Raw genomic sequence first — 19460 nt, 5'->3', positions numbered from 1 at the left:
GAGGAGACCCTCGTGCGGGGCACCGACCCACACCCGTACACCGCCGAGCACCCCGCAGGGGACGGGCCGAGGAGACCCTCGTGCGGGGCGCCGACCCACACCCGTACACCGCCGAGCACCCCGCAGGGGCACGGCCGAGCAACCCCGCAGGGGCACCGCAAGGGGGCCGCTCAGAACAGCGGTAGTTGGCCGGGGTGTTCGGGCAGGGTGAAGCCGTCCAGGGTCGGCGCCGAGGCGCCGAGCGCCACCCGGGCGCGGGAGCCGGGGCAGGACACCAGATCGCCGTGCCCCCGCCCCGAGGGCGGGTCGTGGCGGGCGATCCGGCCGGCGGTGACGGCGCAGTCGCGGCCGCAGGCGGGGCAGGCCCGGCGGGGGGAGTGGGACATGGCGCCCAGTCTGCCCTGCCGGACCGACATCACTCCTGCTGGGAGACGAGCCACGCCTCGTGCGCCCGCTCGATCCGGGCCCACAGCGCCGCCCGGTCCGCCGCCGTCAGGTCGTCGAGCTCACGCCCGAAGACCGTGGACATGGCCTCGAAGAGCTCCTCCGGGCCGGCCAGTTCGCGCTTGTCGCGTCCGCCCGCCGGGTCGAGGGTCAGCAGGATCTTGCCGTGCAGCCGGTTCATGACCCCGGCGTTCCGCCGCAGCATGAAGAAGGACTGCAGGAAGGGGGAGTCCTCGGAGGTGGAGAGCCGCAGGTGCTCGTCCGCGAAGTCGGCCATCGTGGCCGGGGCCGAGCGGAAGTTCATCGCGGGGAAGGGCGAGTCCTCGTTGAGGAAGGTCCAGCCCGCGCCGGCCCCGTCCGCGCCCTCCAGCGGCCGCAGGCCGTACCGGAAGCCCCGCTCGTAGCGGCCCTCGCGCAGGGGCAGCGGCTCGGGGGGCCCGTCGCCCAGGCCGACGTCCACGAAGTAGGCCTCTCCGTCGATCCGTACGGTCAGCGCGAGGTGGTCGCCGCTCACCTCCGTGGACTCGGGATCCGCGGCCATGCCCCCGACGTGGCGGGTCACGTCGTAGCCGAGCTGCTCCAGCAGCGCCGCGAAGGCCCCGTTGAGGTGGAAGCAGTAGCCGCCGCGGCCGGCGCCGATGCGGCGCACGGACAGCTCCGGGTCGATGCCCGGCGGCCGGCCCAGCTGGATTTCGGTGTTCTCGAACGGGATCCGTTCCAGATGGGCCCGCGTGAGCGCGAACAGCCCTTCCACGGAGGGGGATCCGGGGTCCGTGACACCGATCCGGGCCAGGTAGTCGGTGTATATGCCAGTGATCATGTGGACAGCCTAGATCCGGACATGTCCGCGGGACGGACTATTTGTCGATGTCGCCGACCACGAAGAAGAGCGAGCCCAGGATCGCCACCATGTCCGCGACCAACTGCCCCGGCAGCAGCACCGCCAGCGCCTGGATGTTGTTGTACGAGGCGCTGCGCAGCTTCAGCCGGTACGGGGTCTTCTCGCCCTTGGAGACGAGGTAGTAGCCGTTGATCCCGAGTGGGTTCTCGGTCCAGGCGTACGTGTGTCCCTCGGGCGCCTTCAGGACCTTGGGCAGCCGCTGGTTGACCGGACCCGGCGGGAGGGCGTCCATCCGGTCCAGGCAGGCCACGGCCAGGTCGAGCGCATTGTGGGTCTGGTCCAGCAGGCACTCGAAGCGGGCCAGGCAGTCGCCCTCGGTGCGGGTGATCACCTTCAGGACGTCCTGGAGCTCGCCGTAGGCCAGGTACGGCTCGTCGCGGCGCAGGTCGAAGTCGACGCCGGAGGCGCGGGCGATCGGGCCGGAGACCCCGTACGCGTGCACCGCCTCCGCGGACAGCACGCCCACGCCGCGCGTGCGGGCGCGGAAGATCTCGTTCCCGTGCACCAGCTTGTCGTAGACGTCCATCCGGCTCCGGACGTCGGCGATCGCGGCGCGGGCCCGGCCCAGCCAGCCGGCCGGGAGGTCCTCCTTGAGACCGCCGACGCGGTTGAACATGTAGTGCATACGGCCGCCGGAGATCTCCTCCATCACGGCCTGGAGCTCCTCGCGCTCGCGGAACGCGTGGAAGATCGGAGTGATTCCGCCCAGTTCGAGGGGGTACGAGCCGAGGAACATCAGGTGGTTCAGCACCCGGTTCAGCTCGGCCAGCAGCGTCCGCATCCACACGGCACGCTCGGGGACCTCCATGCCGAGCATCCGCTCGACCGCCATGACCACGCCCAGCTCGTTCGAGAAGGCGGACAGCCAGTCGTGGCGGTTCGCCAGCATCACGATCTGGCGGTAGTCGCGGGCCTCGAAGAGTTTCTCGGCACCGCGGTGCATGTAGCCGACCACCGGTTCGGCACTGACGATCCGCTCGCCGTCCAGGACGAGGCGCAGGCGCAGCACGCCGTGCGTGGAAGGGTGCTGGGGGCCGATGTTGAGCACCATGTCGGTGCTCTCCGCCGCTCCGCCGATACCGACCGTGGTCTCCGTCATGCGGGCATTGTCTCAGCCCTAGGGTGGACGCATGGAAACGGGGACAATGGGCGAGACGGGCGGCCCCGCGTGGGTCGGGCTGCCGGGCGGGCTGCTCACTCTGCGGCGGACGCTGCTGGTGATATGGACGGTGCTGCTCGCCGTCGTGACCGCCGTCGGCACGGGGCTGACGCTCGGCCCGGCGTGGGCGGTCCTGGGGGTGTTCTGGCTGCTGGTCCTGGCCTGGGGCTGGGTGCTCCTCGGCCGGAACTGGCGCTCCTGGCGGTACGCCGAGCGCGCGGACGACCTGCTGATCAGCCGGGGCGTGCTGTGGCGGGAGGAGACCGTGGTCCCGTACGGGCGGATGCAGCTGGTCGAGGTCACCTCGGGCCCGCTGGAACGCCGCTTCGGCCTGGCCTCCGTACAGCTGCACACGGCCGCGGCCGCCAGTGACGCCAAGATCCCCGGGCTGGTGCCGGCCGAGGCGGAGCGGCTGCGCGACCGGCTCACGGCCCTCGGCGAGGCAAGGTCGGCCGGCCTGTGAGCCCCGCACCGGTCGACGGCGCCGTCGGACCGGCTGCCGGACCCGCCGAGGAACGCCGGCTGCATCCCTTCACCCCGCTGCGCCGCGCCTGGGTACCGATCGCCGCGACCGTCGGCGTGCTCGCCCAGCAGGGTGACCAGGCGGGGAGGTGGGTGGCCGACCTGTCCGCCCTCCTGCGGGTGGCGGCGCTGGCCGGCCTGGTCATGGTCTTCGGCGCGTACGGCTTCCTCAGCTGGTGGTTCACCCACTACGCCATCACCGACACCGAACTGCGCATCCGCAGCGGGCTCCTCTTCCGGCGCACCGCGCACATCCGCCTCGACCGGCTCCAGGCCGTGGACGTCACCCGCCCCCTCCTGGCCCGGCTGACCGGCGTCGCCAGCCTGCGGCTCGACGTCATCGGCACCGAGGAGAAGGACCAGCTGTCCTTCCTCAGCGAGAAGGAGGCCGTCGCCCTGCGCGCCGAGCTCCTCGCCCGCGCGGCCGGCTTCGCCCCCGAGGAGGCCGTACGCCTGGGCGAAGCCCCCGAACGCGAACTGCTGCGGGTGAGCCCGCGCGAGCTCGTCGTGTCGCTGCTGCTCAACCTGGGCATCTGGGCCCTGCTGGTTCCCGGGCTGACCGTGCCGGCCGTCGTGTGGTGGCTCAGCTCCAGCCCGTGGGCGGCCCTCGTCTCCGTGCTCCCGATGCTCGGCGCGGTCTGGGCGGGCACCGCCGGCCGCTTCCTCACCGAGTACGACTGGCGGGTCGCCGAGTCCCCGGACGGGCTGCGGCTGGACCACGGCCTGCTGGACCGGGCGCACGAGACCGTGCCGCCGGGGCGCGTGCAGAACGTACGGATCGTGGAGCCGCTGCTGTGGCGGCGGCGCGGCCTGGTCCGCGTCGAGCTGAAGGTCGCGGGCTCGAACAACACGGTCCTGGTCCCGGTGGCCACACGGGACGCCGCCTCCGCCGTCGTCGCCCGGGTGCTGCCCGGGGTGGACCTGGCGGCCCTGTCCTTCTCCGGCTCCCCGCGGACCGGGTCCCGCTGGGTGGTTCCGGTGTGGTGGAAGGGCTACGCCCTGGCCGTTTCCCCGGAGGTGTTCGCCGCCCGGCACGGCCGCCTGTGCCGGCGTACGGAGATCGTCCCGCACGCCAAGGTGCAGAGCGTCCGCTTCACCCAGGGCCCGTGGGCCCGCGCCCGCGGCGTGGCCGACGTCCACGTGGACACCGGCGCGAACTGCACGGTCACGGCCCGGCTCCGCCCGGAGCCGGAGGCCGCGACCCTGCTGCACGCCCAGGCCGCCCGCTCCCGCACCTCCCGGGCCTCGGCCCGCCCGGACCGCTGGATGACGGCCCGGCCACCGGCCCCGGAGACGGGGGCCGGGGCGGAGTCCGGCGCGTAGGAGGGAGGGGCGGGGCCGGCTAGCCGGCCCCGCCGCCCGCCCGGACCAGGCCCGTCTCGTATGCCAGGACCACGACCTGGACCCGGTCGCGCAGCCCCAGCTTGGTCAGGATGCGGCCCACGTGGGTCTTCACCGTCGCCTCGGAGAGGACCAGCCGGGCCGCGATCTCGCCGTTCGACAGGCCCTGCGCCACCAGCAGCATGACCTCTCGCTCGCGGTCCGTCAGCCGCTCGATCTCCTTGTTCTGCGGCTCCTGCGTGGTGGTGGGCAGCATCGGCGCGAAGCGGTCCAGCAGGCGCCGCGTCGTGGACGGGGCCACCACCGCGTCCCCGCTGTGCACCGAGCGGATGGCCGCGAGCAGCTCGCCCGGCGGGACGTCCTTCAGCATGAACCCGCTCGAACCCGCCTTCAGACCCGAGAAGGCGTACTCGTCCAGGTCGAAGGTGGTCAGGATGATCACCTTCGGGTGTTCCTCCGGCTCACAGATCCGCCGCGTCGCCTCGACCCCGTCCAGCCGGGGCATGCGGACGTCCATCAGCACCACGTCCACCTTCGTGGACCGCAGCACCTCCAGCGCCTCCAGGCCGTCTCCCGCCTCGGCGACGACCTCCATGTCCGGCTGGGCGGCCAGCACCATACGGAAACCGGTGCGCAGCAGCACCTGGTCGTCGACCAGCATCACGCGGATGGACATCAGTTACCTCGTCCTCGTCATCTCTTCTTCAGGGGAAGCAGTGCGCTGATCCGGAAACCGCCACCGGGCCGCGGCCCCGCGTCCAGGGTTCCGCCGACCATACCGATGCGCTCGCGCATGCCGATCAGCCCGTGCCCGGCGCCGTCGGCGCCGCCGTCCTCGTACAGCTCGTGGGCCGCGCCCCGGCCGTCGTCCTCGACCAGCAGGCCGAGCCCGTCGTCGAAGTAGACCAGCCGGACGCTGGCCGTCGCGTCCGGGCCGCCGTGCTTGCGGGTATTGGTCAGGGCCTCCTGCACGATCCGGTACGCCGTCAGCTCGACCCCGCTGGGCAGCCGGCGCGGGGTGCCCTCGACCTCGAAGTCCACCGCGAGCCCTGCCGTCCGTACCTGCTCGACCAGGACCTCGATCTGTTCGACGTCGGGCTGGGGCACGTAGTCCTCGGACTCCTGCGGCTCGCCGGTGCGCAGTACGCCCAGCAGCCGGCGCATCTCCGCGAGGGCCTGGCGGCCGGTGCCGGAGATGGTCTGGAGGGCTTCCTTGGCCTGTTCGGGGGCCACGTCCATGACGTACGCCGCCCCGTCCGCCTGGACCACCATCACCGAGACGTTGTGCGCGACGACGTCGTGCAGCTCGCGGGCGATCCGGGCGCGCTCGGCGGCCACCGCCACCTTGGCCTGGGCCTCGCGCTGGTTCTCCAGGCGCTGGTTCCGCTCGACGAGCTGGGCGTAGTAGGCCCGGCGGGTGCGCAGGGAATCGCCCAGCACCCAGGCGAGGGCGAACGGGACGATGGCGAAGAGCACGAAGAAGAAGTTGTCGCGCAGGTTGCCCTTGTCCACCGCGAAGCGCAGGGCGTACAGGGGCGAGGCGAGGAATCCGATGGCGAACGCGGTACGGGACATCCGGCGCGAGATGTCGGCGGAGGCGGCCACCGTGTACAGGATGATCAGCATCGCGAGGTCGGCGTTGTTCACGTCGGTATGGGTGATCAGCTTGTAGACGCCGGTGCCGACGGCCAGCCAGAACATCGCCAGCGTCCACTTGCGGCGCAGGGCGACCACGACGCCCATCGCCACCACCGCGGGGACGGCGAGCAGCCGTGCGGTGGTGCTGCTGAAACTGTCGTCGGCGACTTGCAGCATCCCGACCCCGAAGAGGAGGACAGCCCAGAAGCTGTCGACGCCCGTCGGGTGTCTGCGGAGGAAGTCGTAGAGGCGCTGCACGTAACCCAGAGTAGGGAACGCAGATAGGTGCTGGAGTCAACCAGAGGTCCGAACCTGACCTCGGGCGAGTACTCCCCTAGGTGGACGGAAGCATAGCCTTTGTCCGGTGAGCTCTCAGGGTGAAGGTGTGGACCGGGTCCGGTGGCGCAGGGCGATGGACGCCGCGCTGTACGGGCCCGGGGGCTTCTACGTGCGGCCGGGCGGGCCGGGGCCGGCCGGGCACTTCCGTACCTCCGTGCACGCCTCGCCGCTGTACGCGGGGGCCGTGGCCCGGCTGCTGGAGTGGGTGGACGCCGAGCTCGGGCATCCGGCGGAGCTGGACCTGGTGGACATGGGGGCCGGCCGGGGGGAGCTGCTGGCGGGGGTGCTCGCCGCGCTGGAGCCGGGGACGGTCGCGCGGTTGCGCCCGTACGCCGTGGAACGGGCCGAGCGGCCGGCCGGGCTCGACCCGCGGATCCGTTGGGTCGCGGCCCCGCCCGACCGGGCGACGGGGCTGCTCTTCGCCAACGAGTGGTTGGACAACGTGCCCCTGGAGATCGCCGAGGACGGGCGCTACGTCATGGTCGCCCCGGACGGTACGGAGCGCCCGGGCGGCCCGCTGGACGGCGCGGACCGGGCCTGGCTGGAGCGGTGGTGGCCGGGCGGCGGCCGCGCGGAGATCGGCCGGGCCCGGGACGAGGCCTGGGCGGCGGCTGCGGGGACCCTGGAGCGGGGCCTGGCGGTGGCGGTGGACTACGTCCACACCCGGGACGCGCGGCCCCCGTACGGCACCCTGACGGGCTTTCGCGCCGGGCGGGAGGTCCCGCCGGTCCCGGACGGCACCTGTGACGTCACCGCCCACGTGGCCCTGGACTCCTGCGCGGGGCCGGGGGCGGTCCTGCTGACCCAGCGCGAGGCGCTGGCCGCCCTCGGCGTCTCGGGTGCCCGGCCCCCGCTGGCCCTGGCCGGGGCGGACCCGGTGGCCTACGTACGGGCTCTGTCCGCGGCCGGCGAGGCCGCCGAGCTGACGGACCGCGCCGGCCTGGGAGCCTTCGGCTGGCTGGTGCAGCCGGTCGGCATCCCGGCCCCCGCGTGGCCGGGGCGGCCGGCGGCGCACTGACCTGCCGGCGGCGCACTGACCTGCCGGACAGCGCGGAGGGCCGGGATCCAGTGGCGGATCCCGGCCCTCGTCGTCATGCGCTCACCTGGTTACTGCTGGACCTCGTCGTGGCCCTGGTGCAGGCCGCCGCCGCTGCCCGAGCCGCCCGTGGGCTGCGAGACGACCGGCTTCGACAGCGGGGCCAGGTCGTGCGCGTAGTGGCCGACCGCGTCCGCGATGACGTCGACGTTGATGTCGAGCGCCTTCTGGTCGATGTTGGTGATGTCGTCACCCTTGCCGTGGTAGTTCACGTCGTAGGCGACGCCCGCCTGGCCGCCGAACTTCGCGGCCTGCTCCGGGGTCTTGATGCCCTCGGCGCCGGTGAAGGTGCCGCCGGAGGGGATGCCCACCTCGATGAACGGGCCGTAGTCCGAGCGGCCCGAGAAGTCGGTGCCCTCGTGCGGGATCTTCTTCGAGTCGAGGAAGTCGGTGATCCCCTTCTCCAGCTGGGCGGAGCCCGCCGGGCCGGGGCCCGCGCCGGTCGCGTCCGAGTCGTCGCCGTCGTAGACGAAGTAGGCGGCGTTCGGCGAGGCGATCATGTCGAAGTTCAGATAGAGCTTGATCTGCTTCTTCTGCGCGTCCGTCAGTCCGGCGACGTACGCCTCGGAGCCGAGCAGGCCGAACTCCTCCGCCGACCACCAGGCGAACTTGACCTTGTTCTTGACCTTCTTCTGCTCGCTCGCGAGTCGCTGGGCGACCTGGAGGATGCCCGCCGAGCCGGAGCCGTTGTCGTTGATGCCCGGGCCTGCCGCGACCGAGTCGAGGTGTGCGCCGAGGAAGACGGTGTTGTCCGCGTCGCCGCCCTTGGTCTCGGCGATGACGTTGAACGTCTTGCGGTTCTCGCGCAGCTCGCGGATGTCGAGGGTGACCTCGACCGGACCTGCGGCGGCCTCGGCGGCGAGCTTCTCGCCGTCCTCCTGGGTGATGCCGCCTGTCGGGACCTTGCCCAGCGTCGGGTCGCCGAGGGTGCCGTTCAGGGCGCCCGCGGTGTTGTTGTAGATGATCGCGCCGACCGCGCCGGCGGTCGCCGCGTTCTGCTGCTTCACCGCGAAGGTGCAGCCGCCGCGCTTGACCAGGGCGATCTTGCCGGTGAAGGTGCCGGAGGCGAAGTCGCCGGGCTCGCAGCCGTTCGTCCCGTCCGCGTCGACCGGGGCGACGGCGACCGGGGCCGTCACACCGCCCTCCGGGGAGTTCGCCGTGTAGGTCATCAGGTGGATCGGTACGTCGCGCTCGTTCGCGCCGCCCACCGTCAGCTTCTCCTCGATGGTCTCGACGTAGACGAAGTCGAACTCGTTGCGGGTGACCGTGTATCCGGCCGCCTTCATCACGGCCTCGATGTACTTGGCCGACTGCTCGTGGCCCTTGGAACCGGCCGCACGGTTGCCGTTGTTGTAGTCGGCGAGCGACTGCAGCACCTTGAGGTGGTTGTAGGCGCCCTTGCCGGTCGCCTCCTTGACCAGCTTCCTGGCGAGGGCGTCACCGCGGGCGGCGTCGCTCTGCGGGCTCCCGGTCGCGCCGGCGGGTCCGGCCAGCAGCAGGGGCGAGACGAGGGCCGCGGCTGCCAGGGCGGCGGTTGCTGCGGCTATACGGCGTGAGGGCATGAAGGTCCTTCCACGACAAAGACGAGCAGGGCAGGGCGGAGCAGGCACAGCAAGGCGGAGCATGGCGGATCGTGGTGGTGCGGGTGCGCAGAAGTGGTGCGCGTTACGTGGGGGATCGGTGGACGCACGTTAGACAGCAAGTGGCCACCATGGCCAGAGTTTTCGCTGATTCCGGTTTATGAATTCCGCATATCGGTGAATACGGGCCGTGTGATTCCGGCCAACCGCCCGTCGTCCCGAGCCCCGGTCCGGAGCTAGCGGAGGATGCCCTCGATGAAGTCCGATCCGATCCGGGCCACCGCCGTCAGGTCCAACTGGTGCTGGACGTACCGACCCTGACGCCGCGTGTGCATGAGGCCCGCCTTTTTCAGGACGGCCAGATGCCGCGACACCTCCGGCGCGGTGATCCCGTACACGGTCGCCAGTTCGCTCGTCGTGTACGGGGCCCGGGCCAGGCTCCGGCACAGCAGCATCCGCATGGGGTGCGCCAGCGCCTCCATCCGCAGCTGGAGCAGTTCCACCGAGCCCGGCGCGGAGGCCAGTTCGGGGGAGCCGAGAGGATAGTGGACCACCGGGCGCCAGCCCGGGGCGTGCAGCACCAGCAGATGCGGCCAGCCGAAGTTGGTCGGCACGAACACCAGGCCGGCGCCTATTCGGTGATCGGTGGCCGTGGTCGACCCGTGGACCATCTTGTCGGCGGTGATCGTGGTGCCGCGCTCGTCGATGCTGAGGGCCGCCGAGACCTCCTTCAGCGCGGTCGGCAGCCCCTTGCGGCGCAGCACCTCGGTCTTGTGCCGGGCGTCGGCGCTCTGGCCCGGCTCGACGCGCTTCCACGTCTCGGCGAAGAAGGCCTCGTCGCAGTCCTCCAGCAGGCGCCGCATCCACACCCGTACGGCGGCGGTGTCGTCGAGCAGCCGCACCGAGAACTCCAGCTGGCGCGGGCCGCGGGCGGCGGCCGTCTCCAGCGCCTTGGCCCGCGCCGCCGGGTTCGCCAGGGGGGAGGTGGCGGGGCCGCCGTCGTTGTAGAGCGCCAGCCAGCAGTGCTCCATGGCGGCATGCACGAACCGCTCGTCGTCCAGCCGGTCGAGTACGTCCAGCTCCTCGGCCAGCGTGGCGGCCGGCTGCCCGGTACCGCCGGTGATCCCGGCGAAGGCCATGAAGATGTCGGAGAAGGAGCTCCGCCACATGAAGTCGGCCTCCAGCAGCCGGTCCGCGAGGCACGGATCGAGGGAGGCGGCGGTGGCGGTGGTCCAGGAGGTCAGCCCGGGGTGGTGCGCGGGCTGGGAGAGCGCGTGCAGGGACATGCAGAGCTCCGCGAGCGGGGAGGGCGCGAAAGTGATCCGCTCGGTGGGCAGGCCTGCGATGTCGATGGTGACGCTCATCAGGCCATTCTCACGGTCCGCGCAGGTCGGGGACGTCGGGAGGTCCGCGCCGGGCCGCCGTACGAGTGATCGTCAGCGGCCCGGCGCGGCGTCCGGACGAGTGATCATCCGCCACGCGGGGGCGCTTTCGGGCCGTGGATTGACGGGGAACGTCAACTGTCGTGCGGGATGCCGCCGACGGGGTGAGGCTTGAGCCATGAGCGCCATCGAGCAGTACCTCCTCGACACCTACCGGGCCTCCCAGCAGGGCGCCCCGATGCCCCCGCCGCCCGGCCGCGACGACGTCGCCGTCCTGCGTTCGGCCCGCACCTACGCGCAGGCCCGCGCCGTCATGGACGGCGGCTCGGGCCGCCACCCGTGGCGTGCGGCCCTGCGCCGGATACTGGTCCGCCCGCGGCCGTGCTGACGCGGCGGCGGCTGCGGGCCGGACCCGGCCCGGGAACCCACCGCCCGGCCGGACCGGTGCGACGCACGCGCCGCCCCGCCCGCCCCGCCCGGTGCCGGTCTACTCGAAGTTGGGCGCGTTGCGCTGGTACACCAGCCGCAGCCCGATCAGCGTCAGCCACGGCTCGTGGTCGTCGATCACCGAGGATTCGCCCAGCACCATCGGAGCCAGTCCGCCGGTGGCGATGACCCGGACGTCGTCCGGGTCGCCGTGCGGTCCGGCCAGCTCCTTCGCCATCCGGGTCACGACCCCGTCGACCTGTCCCGCGAAGCCGTAGACCACGCCCGACTGCATCGCCTCGACCGTGGACTTCCCGATCACGTTCCGCGGCCGCGCCAGCTCGATCTTCCGCAGCTGGGCCCCCCGTACGCCGAGCGCCTCCATCGAGATCTCGATGCCCGGGGAGATCACCCCGCCCACGTACTCGCCCTTCGCGGACACCGCGTCGAAGGTGGTCGCCGTACCGAAGTCGACCACGATCGCCGGGCCCCCGTAGAGCTCGACCGCCGCGACCGCGTTGATGATGCGGTCCGCGCCGACCTCCTTCGGGTTGTCCATGAGGATCGGCACGCCCGTCTTGATCCCGGGCTCCACCAGCACCGCCGGCACGTCGCCGTAGTAGCGCCGGGTGACCTCGCGCAGCTCGTGCAGCACCGACGGCACCGTGGAGCAGATCGCGATGCCGTGGATCCCGTCGCCCAGCTCGCTGCCGAGCATCGGGTGCATGCCCATGAGGCCCTGCATCAGCACGGCCATCTCGTCGGCCGTGCGCCGCGGGTCGGTCGAGATGCGCCAGTGCTCGACGATCTCGTCACCGTCGAACAGGCCCAGGACCGTGTGGGTGTTGCCTACGTCGATGGTGAGGAGCACGGGTTACACCGCCTCGCGCAGATCGAGCCCGATGTCCAGGATCGGCGAGGAGTGCGTCAGCGCGCCGACGGCCAGGTAGTCCACGCCGGTCTCCGCGTACGCGCGCGCCGTGCCCAGTGTGAGGCGGCCCGAGGACTCCAGCACCGCACGGCCGGCGACCAGGGCCACGGCCTGCGCGGTCTGCTCGACGGTGAAGTTGTCGAGCAGGATCAGGTCGGCGCCGGCCTCCAGGACCTCGCCGATCTGCTCCAGCGTGTCGACCTCGACCTCGATGGGGACCTCCGGGAAGGCCTCGCGCACGGCCTTGAAGGCCTGCGCGACACCGCCCGCCGCCACCACGTGGTTGTCCTTGACCAGCGCCGCGTCCGACAGCGACATCCGGTGGTTGACGCCGCCGCCGCAGCGCACCGCGTACTTCTCCAGCGAGCGCAGGCCCGGCGTGGTCTTGCGGGTGTCGCGGACCTTCGCCGCGGTGCCCTCCAGCACGTCGGCCCAGCGGCGGGTGGCCGTCGCGATGCCCGACAGCCGGCACATGATGTTCAGCGCGCTGCGCTCCGCCGTGAGCAGGTCACGGGTGCGCGAGCGCACGGACAGCAGCAGCTGACCGGCCGTGACGGCGTCGCCGTCCTCCGCGTGCCGCTCCACCTCGAAGGCCTCCGTGCAGACCACGGAGAACACGGCCTCGGCGATGCGCAGACCGGCCACGACGCCGTCCTCGCGCGCGACGAAGTCGGCGACGGCCTCGGCCTCCTCCGGCACGGTCGCGACGGTCGTCACGTCCACGCCGCCGTCCAGGTCCTCGGACAGCGCCATGTGCGCGATGTCCTCGACCTCGATCGGGTCCAGGCCGGCGTCCGCCAGCAGCTGGGCGAGCGCCGGGTCGAGGCCGCTCTCCTCGCCGTCGCCGCAGGCGCAGTCGTCGCCGCAGCCGCCGTCGTTCTGGTCGATCAGGGGAAGTTCGGGGGTGCTCACGGTCACTGCTCCAGGCTCGGGGTGCTCAGGGGGTGCACGGACGGGAAGTCCGCGGAGTCGGTGGGTACGACCACCAGGGCGCGCTTCTCGGTCGCGGAGAGCCGGACGACGAGGTGGCGGCGCCAGTGCGCATCGTCCCGCTCGGGGTGGTCCTCGCGCCAGTGGCAGCCGCGGGTCTCCACGCGCCGCTGCGCCGCGGCGACCAGGACCCGTGCCACGCACAGCAGGTTCGTGGCCTCCCAGGTGTCCACGCCCGGCTCGGCGGTCCTGCCGTGCGCTTCGAGATCGTTCAGGGCGGTGGCGTACAGCGCTTCGAGGGCCTCGGCGGCCGCGTTCAGCGACGCGGCGGAGCGGAGCACGCCCGCGCCGTCCGTCATGATCCGCTGGACCTCGTACCGGGCCCCGGCGGGCTGTAGCGGGCCGGTCGCGGGGACCGGTATGCCCGGGCCGCTGCCGGCGGGCCGCTCGGCGACGATGTCCTCGGCGATCCGCTCGGCGAAGACCAGGCCCTCCAGCAGCGAGTTGGAGGCCAGCCGGTTCGCGCCGTGCACACCGGTGCAGGCGACCTCGCCGCAGGCGTACAGACCGGGGACGGTGGTCCGCCCGTGCAGGTCGGTGCGGACGCCGCCGGACGCGTAGTGCGCCGCGGGTGCGACCGGGATCGGCTCGGTCACCGGGTCGATGCCGTGGGAGCGGCAGGCGGCCAGGATGGTCGGGAAGCGTTGCTCCCACATCTGCGCGCCGAAGTGCCGGGCGTCGAGGTACATGTGCTGCGCGCCCTGCTCCTGCATACGGCGCATGATGCCCTTGGCGACGATGTCGCGGGGCGCCAGCTCGGCGAGCTCGTGCTGCCCCTGCATGAAGCGCACGCCGTCCGCGTCGACCAAGTACGCGCCCTCGCCGCGGACCGCCTCCGACACCAGCGGCTGCTGCCCCTCGGCGTCCGGGCCGAGGAAGAGCACCGTCGGGTGGAACTGCACGAATTCGAGGTCGGAGACCTCGGCGCCGGCCCGCAGCGCCAGCGCCACGCCGTCGCCGGTGGACACCGACGGGTTGGTGGTGGCGGAGAAGACCTGGCCCATGCCGCCGGTCGCGAGGATCACGGCGGGCGCGTGGACGGCGCCGACCCCGTCGTGCTGGCCCTCGCCCATGACGTGCAGGGTGACACCGGCCGTACGGCCCTGCGCGTCCTGGAGCAGGTCCAGTACGAGGGCGTTCTCGACGGTCTCGATGCCCGCGGCCTGGACGGCCTCGACGAGCGCCCGGGAGATCTCGGCGCCGGTGGCGTCGCCGCCCGCGTGCGCGATCCGGCGGCGGTGGTGGCCGCCCTCGCGGGTCAGTTCTATCTCGCCGGTCTCCGTGGAGGTGTCGAAGACGGCGCCGGTGGCCATCAGCCGCCGTACGGCGTCCGGGCCCTCGGTGACGAGCAGCCGTACGGCCTCCTCGTCGCACAGGCCCGCACCCGCGACCAGGGTGTCGTCGAGGTGCTGTTCCGGAGTGTCGCCCTCGCCGAGGGCCGCGGCGATACCGCCCTGGGCCCAGCGGGTGGAGCCGTCGTCCAGCCGGGCCTTGGTGACCACGACGGTACGGCGGCCCCCGGCGGCGCAGCGCAGCGCCGCGGTCAGGCCCGCCACGCCGGAACCGACGACCACGACATCGGCGTCGAGGGACCAGCCGGGGGCCGGCGCGTGCAGCCGTATGCCGGTGCCCGCGGCCGTGTCTGCGCCGCCGCTGCCTGCGGGGCCTCTGCCCGGTGTGCTCACGAGTGTGCTCCGAATTCCAATGGGATGTTGTCGATCAGCCGGGTCGAGCCCACCTTCGCGGCGACGGCCAGCACGGCCCGCCCGGTGAAGTCCTGACCGGTCTCGGTGAAGTCCAGCGGGTCCACCAGCGCCAGGTAGTCCAGCACGAGCGGCGGCTCGTGGCGGCCCGCCTCCTCCAGGACGTGGAGCGCGGCGGCCCGGACGGCGTCCGGCAGCCCGGCGCCCGCCGCCGAGACGGCGTGCGCGTCGGCGGAGGCCCGGATCTCGCCCAGTCGGGCCAGGGCGGTGGCCCGCTCGTCGCTGGCCGGGGCGGCCTCGGCGCGGGCGCGCAGGGCCGCCTGCGCGGCGAGTCGGTCGCGGCCGGCGAACAGGGCGCGCGACAGGGCGAGGGCGGTGTGCCGCTCGGCGGTCGAGAGGTAGCGGTTGCGGGACGACAGCGCGAGCCCGTCCTCCTCGCGGACGGTCGGTACGCCGACCACCTCGACGGGGAAGTTCAGGTCGGTCACCATCCGCCGGATCAGGGCCAGTTGCTGTGCGTCCTTCTGGCCGAAGAGGGCCAGGTCGGGGCGGGTGAGATGGAGCAGCTTGGCGACGACGGTCAGCATCCCGTCGAAGTGCCCGGGGCGGGTGGCTCCTTCGAGGCGCTCGCCCATCGGGCCCGCGGTGATCCGCACCTGCGGGTCGCCGCCCGGGTAGACCTCGTCGACGGCGGGGGCGAACACCGCGTCGGCGCCCGCCGCTTCGGCGATCGCGACGTCTGCGTCGAGGGTGCGGGGGTAGCGGTCGAGGTCCTCGCCCGCCCCGAACTGCAGCGGGTTGACGAAGACGGTGACGACGACCTGGCCGCCCGGCCCGGCCTGCTCGCGAGCCGTACGGATCAGGGTGGCGTGGCCCTCGTGGAGGGCGCCCATGGTCATCACCACGGCCCGGCGGCCGGTGCGCGGCAGCTTGTGCAGCTCCTCGGCGGTGTGCAGCAGCAGGTCGGTCACCGGTCGCCCCCGTCGGACTTCGTGTCGGCGAGCACACCGAGCAGGTCCTCGGCGAGTTCGGGCTTGAGCAGACCGTGCGCGAGGGCCCGGTCCGCGGTGGCGCGGGCCATCGCCAGGTATCCGGCGACGGCGCCGGGCGCGTGCCGGCGCAGCTCCGAGACGTGCGCGGCGACCGTACCGGCGTCGCCGCGGGCCACCGGCCCGGTCAGGGCGGCGTCGCCGGAGCGCAGGGCGTTGTCGAGAGCCGCGCCGAGCAGCGGGCCGAGCATCCGGTCGGGGTGTTCCACCCCGGCCTCGGCCAGCAGCTCCATCGACTGGGCGACCAGCGTGACCAGGTGGTTCGCGCCGAGGGCGAGGGCCGCGTGGTAGAGCGGACGGTTCTCCTCCGCGATCCACTCGGGCTCCCCGCCCATCTCGATGACCAGGGCCTCGGCGGCCAGGCGCAGCTCGTCGGGGGCGGTGACACCGAAGGAGCAGCCGGCGAGCCGCTGCACGTCGACCTCGGTGCCGGTGAAGGTCATCGCCGGGTGCAGGGCCAGCGGCAGGGCGCCCGCGCGGCGCGCCGGGTCGAGCACGGAGGTCCCGTACCGGCCGGAGGTGTGCACGAGGAGTTGTCCGGGCCGGACCGCGCCGGTCTCGGCGAGGCCCTCCACGAGGGACGGCAGTGCGTCGTCGGGGACGGTGAGCAGCACCAGGTCGGCCAGCTCCAGCACCTGCGCGGGCGGCACGATCGGTACGTCGGGCAGCATCCGGGCGGCCCGGCGCACGGAGGTGTCGGAGACACCGGAGACGGCGACCGGCCGGTGTCCGGCCTGCTGGAGCGCGCGCGCCAGGGCGGGACCGACGCGGCCGGCTCCGACGACGCCGACGGCGAGCCGGGCAGGGCGTGGCGGCTGTGATGGATTCACGCGGGGAGGGCCCTTCCGTTCCAGTCCGCGGGGGGTACCGGACGATACGCCGCCATGCTAGCTCCTGGGGCTGTTGGCCGGTCGGCGGCGACGGGGGCGAGGATTTGTGCTCATGAGTGACAACAGCGAGGACACGGAACGTACGAAGCGGCTGGTCGCGGCCTGGCGAGGGGCGGGCCGGCGGCTGTCGCACAGCCTGCTGGAGCCCACGGTCGGGGAGCTGCTCGGCTCCCTCGCCGAGGCCCCCTACGACCTGGACGGCCCGGCTGACGTCTACGGCGACGGGGTCGTCACCGCGCTGGAGCGCAGGGTCGCGGAGCTGCTGGGGACGCAGGACGCGGCGTTCTTCCCGAGCGGGACGATGGCGCAGCAGATCGCGCTGCGGTGCTGGGCCGCCCGGACCGGGAACCCGGTGGTGGCGCTGCACCCGATGAGCCATCCGGAGCGCTGGGAGGGGGGTGCCCTGTCGGCGGTCTCCGGACTGCGGGTGGCGCACCCGACGACGGAGGCGCGCCAGCCGTCGGCCGAGGAGGTCGCCTCGCTGCGGGAGCCGTTCGGCACGCTGATGCTGGAGCTGCCGCTGCGGGACGCGGGCTTCCTGCTGCCCACCTGGGAGGAGCTGGAGGCGCTGACGGACGCGGCCCGGGAGCGGGACGCGGTCGTGCACTTCGACGGGGCCCGGCTGTGGGAGTCCACCGTCCACTTCGGGCGCACGCTGCCGGAGATCGCGGGGCTCGCGGACTCGGTCTACGTCTCCTTCTACAAGTCGCTCGGCGGGCTGAGCGGGGCGGCGCTGGCGGGGCCGCGGGAGTTCGTGGAGGAGACCCGGGTCTGGCGCCACCGCTACGGCGGCCAGATCTTCCGGCAGTTCCCGCAGGCCCTGTCCGCGCTGGCCGGACTGGAACGGGAACTGCCGCGGCTGCCGTCGTACGTCGCCCAGGCGCGGGTGGTGGCCGCGGCGCTGCGGTCGGCGTTCGCGGACTCGGGGGTCCCGTGGGCCCGGATCAATCCGGAGGAGCCGCACACGCACCAGTTCCAGGTGTGGCTCCCGTACGAGGCGGACCGGCTGACGGAGGCGGGTCTGCGCCAGGCGGAGGAGACGGGCACGGTCCTCTTCCGTCGCTGGTCCGCGGAGGGGCCGCCGGGTCTGGCGGTGACGGAACTCGACATCACGGAGCCTGGCCTGGCCTGGACGGAATCCGACGTCCACGAAGCGGTATCGGCCTTCGTGGCCCGGATCTGACGCGGCCGGGCGGGCCGCCGCTGCCCGGGCGGGGCCCCTGCCCGGCCCTGCACGGTCTGCCCGGCTCCGCCCGGCCCTGCCCGGCTCCGCCCGGCCCGCCGCGCCGCGGCCCGCACCCCGGGAGCGAAGTGCCCGGGAAACACCGAATTCCGGAAAGTCACCGGCGGGGACCGGCCACGGCGTTACCGTCCCTTCACGGCAATTACCGGCCACCGCGCCCGGAGGAGACACCATGACCACTCAGCCCGCGTGGCGGAAGTCCTCGTTCTGCAGCGAGGGCGACGCCTGCGTATACGTCGCCACCGCCCCCGGGGCCCTCGTCAAGGTCGCCGATCGCGCCGACCCCGCCCACCTCGTGCTCGCCACCACCCAGGCCGCCTGGGCCGACTTCCTGCGCGCGGTCAAAGAGACCGGCTGAGGGGCCGGCAGGGGGGCGGCCGAGGGGCCGGCCGAGGGACCCGCCGCGCCGCGCCGTGCCCACGATCAGGGGATTTTGTCCGATTAGCGCGTATCTTCGGCCCCATGCCCACGCCCTACGGATCCCGCGGCGGCATGGCGTTCAGCGCCGCTGAGCTGCACCTGCTCAGGCGTCTCCTCGCCCACGCCCTTCAGTCCTCCTCGGCCCCCCTGGCGGCCGAGGAGGTCCAGGACTGCCTGCGCCTCGCGCAGTCGGTGGACGACGCGGTCCTGGAGGCGGGCCGGCTCAGAGCGTTCCTCCTCGCGGACCTCGCGCGCTACCGAAGCGCCCTGCCCGGCAGTCTGTCCGGCTACCTGGAGCTGCTGCAGGACGCCCTGGCCGCCGGGTACGAACCGGAACCCGACGACCTCGCCGCCCTGCGCGCGCTCCGCGCCAATCCGGTCGCCGCGGCGCTGCTGGAGCGGGTCCGGGCCGTCGCGGAGCGTTCCGTACGCCGACGGCTGTCGACCGCCCCGGCGCCCCGGACCCGGCTGCTGGCACTGGCCGGCGGCAAGGACGCCGGAGGCAAGGGCGCCGGCGGCAAGGAGAAGGACGAGCAGCCGTCGCATCCGGCGCCCCACCCCGAGGAGCAGCCGCGCCCCGAGCGGCCGATCCCCACGCCCGGTGAGGTGTTCCCGCCGCGCCGCAAGCCCGCCCCGCCCCCGGCGGCCGGGCGGGTCGCCGGGTAGCTACGCTGTGGGGCATGGACTACGTCTCCGCGCTCGTGCCCCCCTTCGTGATGGCCGCGTTCTTCATCGCTCTCGTCGTGACGATCGTGAAGAGCCAGGGCGGCGCCAACAAGGCCAAGGAGGACGCGGCGGTCGATGCCGTGCTCGCCCGGGCCGAGGCCACCCAGCAGCAGAAGTAACCCCTCAGGGCGTGCGGCCGCACCGGCCGTGCGCCCGTTTTCGTGGCGCGTTGCCGAGCGAATAGTCGGGCAATTCCATACAAGCCGCACTATCGTGCTGTTGTGCCTCGCCCACTGGGAGATCTCGAAGACGCCGTCATGACGCGGGTGTGGCAGTGGAACCGCCCGGTCACCGTCCGAGAAGTACTGGAAGACCTCCAGCAGGAACGGTCCATCGCGTACACCACGGTGATGACCGTTATGGACAATCTTCATCAGAAGGGTTGGGTCCGGCGGGAAGCCGAAGGCCGCGCCTATCGATATACGGCGGTCTCCACCCGCGCTGCCTACTCGGCCGCGCTGATGAACGAAGCCTGGTCGACGAGCGACAACCCGGCGGCCGCCCTCGTCGCCTTCTTCGGCATGATGTCCGCGGAACAGCGCGAAGCACTCCGTGACGCCGTGCGCGTCGTGCAGCACGACGGTGAGTCCGCCGCCGACGCCGCCGCCGAACCTCCCGCTCCGCCCACGGCCGAAGGGGACTCCGCCGAGCGCCCGGAGCCACCGGGGCGATAGCGTCCG

General features: G+C 73.0%; 21 protein-coding genes. 9 read left to right on the top strand and 12 right to left on the bottom strand.

The window, feature by feature from the left end:
* Nucleotides 1-170 precede the first annotated feature (170 nt).
* From IE257_RS36355 to IE257_RS36345, 3 genes are read right to left on the bottom strand one after another with little or no spacing between them, the layout of a single operon-like run.
* Nucleotides 171-386 (bottom strand): hypothetical protein, encoded by a 216-nt coding sequence (locus IE257_RS36355; protein ID WP_189974127.1) that lies wholly within the window; start codon nucleotides 384-386, stop codon nucleotides 171-173.
* A gap of 29 nt (nucleotides 387-415) precedes the next feature.
* Nucleotides 416-1264 carry an arylamine N-acetyltransferase family protein gene (locus tag IE257_RS36350; RefSeq protein ID WP_189974125.1) on the bottom strand — a complete coding sequence of 283 codons (849 nt, stop codon included), beginning with the start codon at nucleotides 1262-1264 and terminating at the stop codon, nucleotides 416-418.
* Between the two features lie 37 nt (nucleotides 1265-1301).
* Nucleotides 1302-2444 carry an NADH-quinone oxidoreductase subunit D gene (locus IE257_RS36345; protein WP_030389707.1) on the bottom strand — a complete coding sequence of 381 codons (1143 nt, stop codon included), beginning with the start codon at nucleotides 2442-2444 and terminating at the stop codon, nucleotides 1302-1304.
* A 31-nt stretch (nucleotides 2445-2475) separates the two neighbouring features.
* On the opposite strand from IE257_RS36345, the gene IE257_RS36340 reads away from it, so the two are divergent.
* Both IE257_RS36340 and IE257_RS36335 read left to right on the top strand, forming a co-directional pair.
* Nucleotides 2476-2967: a PH domain-containing protein gene (locus IE257_RS36340; protein WP_189974123.1), complete on the top strand. Its 492-nt coding sequence runs from the start codon at nucleotides 2476-2478 to the stop codon at nucleotides 2965-2967.
* The gene (locus IE257_RS36335; protein WP_189974121.1) at nucleotides 2964-4349 is read left to right on the top strand and encodes a PH domain-containing protein; all 1386 of its coding nucleotides are present in this window, start codon (nucleotides 2964-2966) and stop codon (nucleotides 4347-4349) included. Before IE257_RS36340 ends, IE257_RS36335 begins: the two co-directional genes overlap by 4 nt.
* Before the next feature lie 19 nt (nucleotides 4350-4368).
* Here IE257_RS36335 and IE257_RS36330 read toward each other — a convergent pair whose 3' ends face one another.
* Both IE257_RS36330 and IE257_RS36325 read right to left on the bottom strand, forming a co-directional pair.
* Nucleotides 4369-5043: a response regulator gene (locus tag IE257_RS36330; RefSeq protein ID WP_189974119.1), complete on the bottom strand. Its 675-nt coding sequence runs from the start codon at nucleotides 5041-5043 to the stop codon at nucleotides 4369-4371.
* Nucleotides 5044-5060: 17 nt separating this feature from the next.
* Nucleotides 5061-6263: a sensor histidine kinase gene (locus tag IE257_RS36325; RefSeq protein ID WP_189974117.1), complete on the bottom strand. Its 1203-nt coding sequence runs from the start codon at nucleotides 6261-6263 to the stop codon at nucleotides 5061-5063.
* A gap of 154 nt (nucleotides 6264-6417) precedes the next feature.
* Here IE257_RS36325 and IE257_RS36320 point away from each other — a divergent pair, with 154 nt between their 5' ends.
* Entirely contained in the window at nucleotides 6418-7362 is a 945-nt protein-coding gene (locus tag IE257_RS36320; RefSeq protein ID WP_189974141.1) for an SAM-dependent methyltransferase, read from the top strand.
* Nucleotides 7363-7451: 89 nt separating this feature from the next.
* Here the strand turns inward: IE257_RS36320 and IE257_RS36315 are convergent, their stop codons facing one another.
* Both IE257_RS36315 and IE257_RS36310 read right to left on the bottom strand, forming a co-directional pair.
* Nucleotides 7452-9002 (bottom strand): M28 family metallopeptidase, encoded by a 1551-nt coding sequence (locus IE257_RS36315; RefSeq protein WP_189974115.1) that lies wholly within the window; start codon nucleotides 9000-9002, stop codon nucleotides 7452-7454.
* A gap of 254 nt (nucleotides 9003-9256) precedes the next feature.
* Nucleotides 9257-10384, bottom strand: a complete 1128-nt coding sequence (locus IE257_RS36310; protein WP_189974113.1) for a DUF5937 family protein — start codon at nucleotides 10382-10384, stop codon at nucleotides 9257-9259.
* Between the two features lie 196 nt (nucleotides 10385-10580).
* On the opposite strand from IE257_RS36310, the gene IE257_RS36305 reads away from it, so the two are divergent.
* Complete coding sequence (locus tag IE257_RS36305; RefSeq protein ID WP_189974111.1) at nucleotides 10581-10790, top strand: hypothetical protein; 210 nt, start codon at nucleotides 10581-10583, stop codon at nucleotides 10788-10790.
* A 99-nt stretch (nucleotides 10791-10889) separates the two neighbouring features.
* Here the strand turns inward: IE257_RS36305 and IE257_RS36300 are convergent, their stop codons facing one another.
* The 5 genes from IE257_RS36300 to IE257_RS36280 are packed head-to-tail and all read right to left on the bottom strand — an operon-like array spanning nucleotide 10890 to nucleotide 16331.
* Nucleotides 10890-11699, bottom strand: coding sequence for a type III pantothenate kinase (locus tag IE257_RS36300; RefSeq protein WP_052876528.1), 810 nt, complete (start codon nucleotides 11697-11699; stop codon nucleotides 10890-10892).
* A gap of 3 nt (nucleotides 11700-11702) precedes the next feature.
* Complete coding sequence (nadC, locus tag IE257_RS36295) at nucleotides 11703-12671, bottom strand: carboxylating nicotinate-nucleotide diphosphorylase (protein WP_189974110.1); 969 nt, start codon at nucleotides 12669-12671, stop codon at nucleotides 11703-11705.
* Nucleotides 12672-12673: 2 nt separating this feature from the next.
* Nucleotides 12674-14434 (bottom strand): L-aspartate oxidase, encoded by a 1761-nt coding sequence (locus IE257_RS36290; RefSeq protein WP_189974108.1) that lies wholly within the window; start codon nucleotides 14432-14434, stop codon nucleotides 12674-12676.
* Nucleotides 14431-15423 (bottom strand): pantoate--beta-alanine ligase, encoded by a 993-nt coding sequence (gene panC / locus IE257_RS36285; RefSeq protein ID WP_189974107.1) that lies wholly within the window; start codon nucleotides 15421-15423, stop codon nucleotides 14431-14433. The genes IE257_RS36290 and panC overlap by 4 nt, the downstream gene beginning before the upstream one ends.
* Nucleotides 15420-16331, bottom strand: coding sequence for a Rossmann-like and DUF2520 domain-containing protein (locus IE257_RS36280; RefSeq protein WP_229920874.1), 912 nt, complete (start codon nucleotides 16329-16331; stop codon nucleotides 15420-15422). The genes panC and IE257_RS36280 overlap by 4 nt, the downstream gene beginning before the upstream one ends.
* 112 nt (nucleotides 16332-16443) lie before the next feature.
* Between IE257_RS36280 and IE257_RS36275 the strand changes: the two genes are divergently transcribed.
* The 5 genes from IE257_RS36275 to IE257_RS36255 all read left to right on the top strand — a co-directional run bounded on the left by IE257_RS36275 (nucleotide 16444) and on the right by IE257_RS36255 (nucleotide 19454).
* Nucleotides 16444-17574: a threonine aldolase family protein gene (locus IE257_RS36275; RefSeq protein WP_189974106.1), complete on the top strand. Its 1131-nt coding sequence runs from the start codon at nucleotides 16444-16446 to the stop codon at nucleotides 17572-17574.
* A gap of 232 nt (nucleotides 17575-17806) precedes the next feature.
* Nucleotides 17807-17992 (top strand): DUF397 domain-containing protein, encoded by a 186-nt coding sequence (locus IE257_RS36270; RefSeq protein ID WP_030389722.1) that lies wholly within the window; start codon nucleotides 17807-17809, stop codon nucleotides 17990-17992.
* A gap of 134 nt (nucleotides 17993-18126) precedes the next feature.
* Nucleotides 18127-18720 (top strand): hypothetical protein, encoded by a 594-nt coding sequence (locus IE257_RS36265; RefSeq protein WP_189974137.1) that lies wholly within the window; start codon nucleotides 18127-18129, stop codon nucleotides 18718-18720.
* Nucleotides 18721-18734: 14 nt separating this feature from the next.
* Entirely contained in the window at nucleotides 18735-18899 is a 165-nt protein-coding gene (locus IE257_RS36260) for a hypothetical protein (protein ID WP_184791606.1), read from the top strand.
* 102 nt (nucleotides 18900-19001) lie between these two features.
* Nucleotides 19002-19454: a BlaI/MecI/CopY family transcriptional regulator gene (locus tag IE257_RS36255; RefSeq protein ID WP_189974105.1), complete on the top strand. Its 453-nt coding sequence runs from the start codon at nucleotides 19002-19004 to the stop codon at nucleotides 19452-19454.
* Nucleotides 19455-19460 lie beyond the last annotated feature (6 nt).

This window comes from Streptomyces avidinii (assembly GCF_014650695.1).
GTDB classification, from domain to species: domain Bacteria; phylum Actinomycetota; class Actinomycetes; order Streptomycetales; family Streptomycetaceae; genus Streptomyces; species Streptomyces avidinii.
This window is presented reverse-complemented; position numbering and strand designations above follow the sequence as displayed.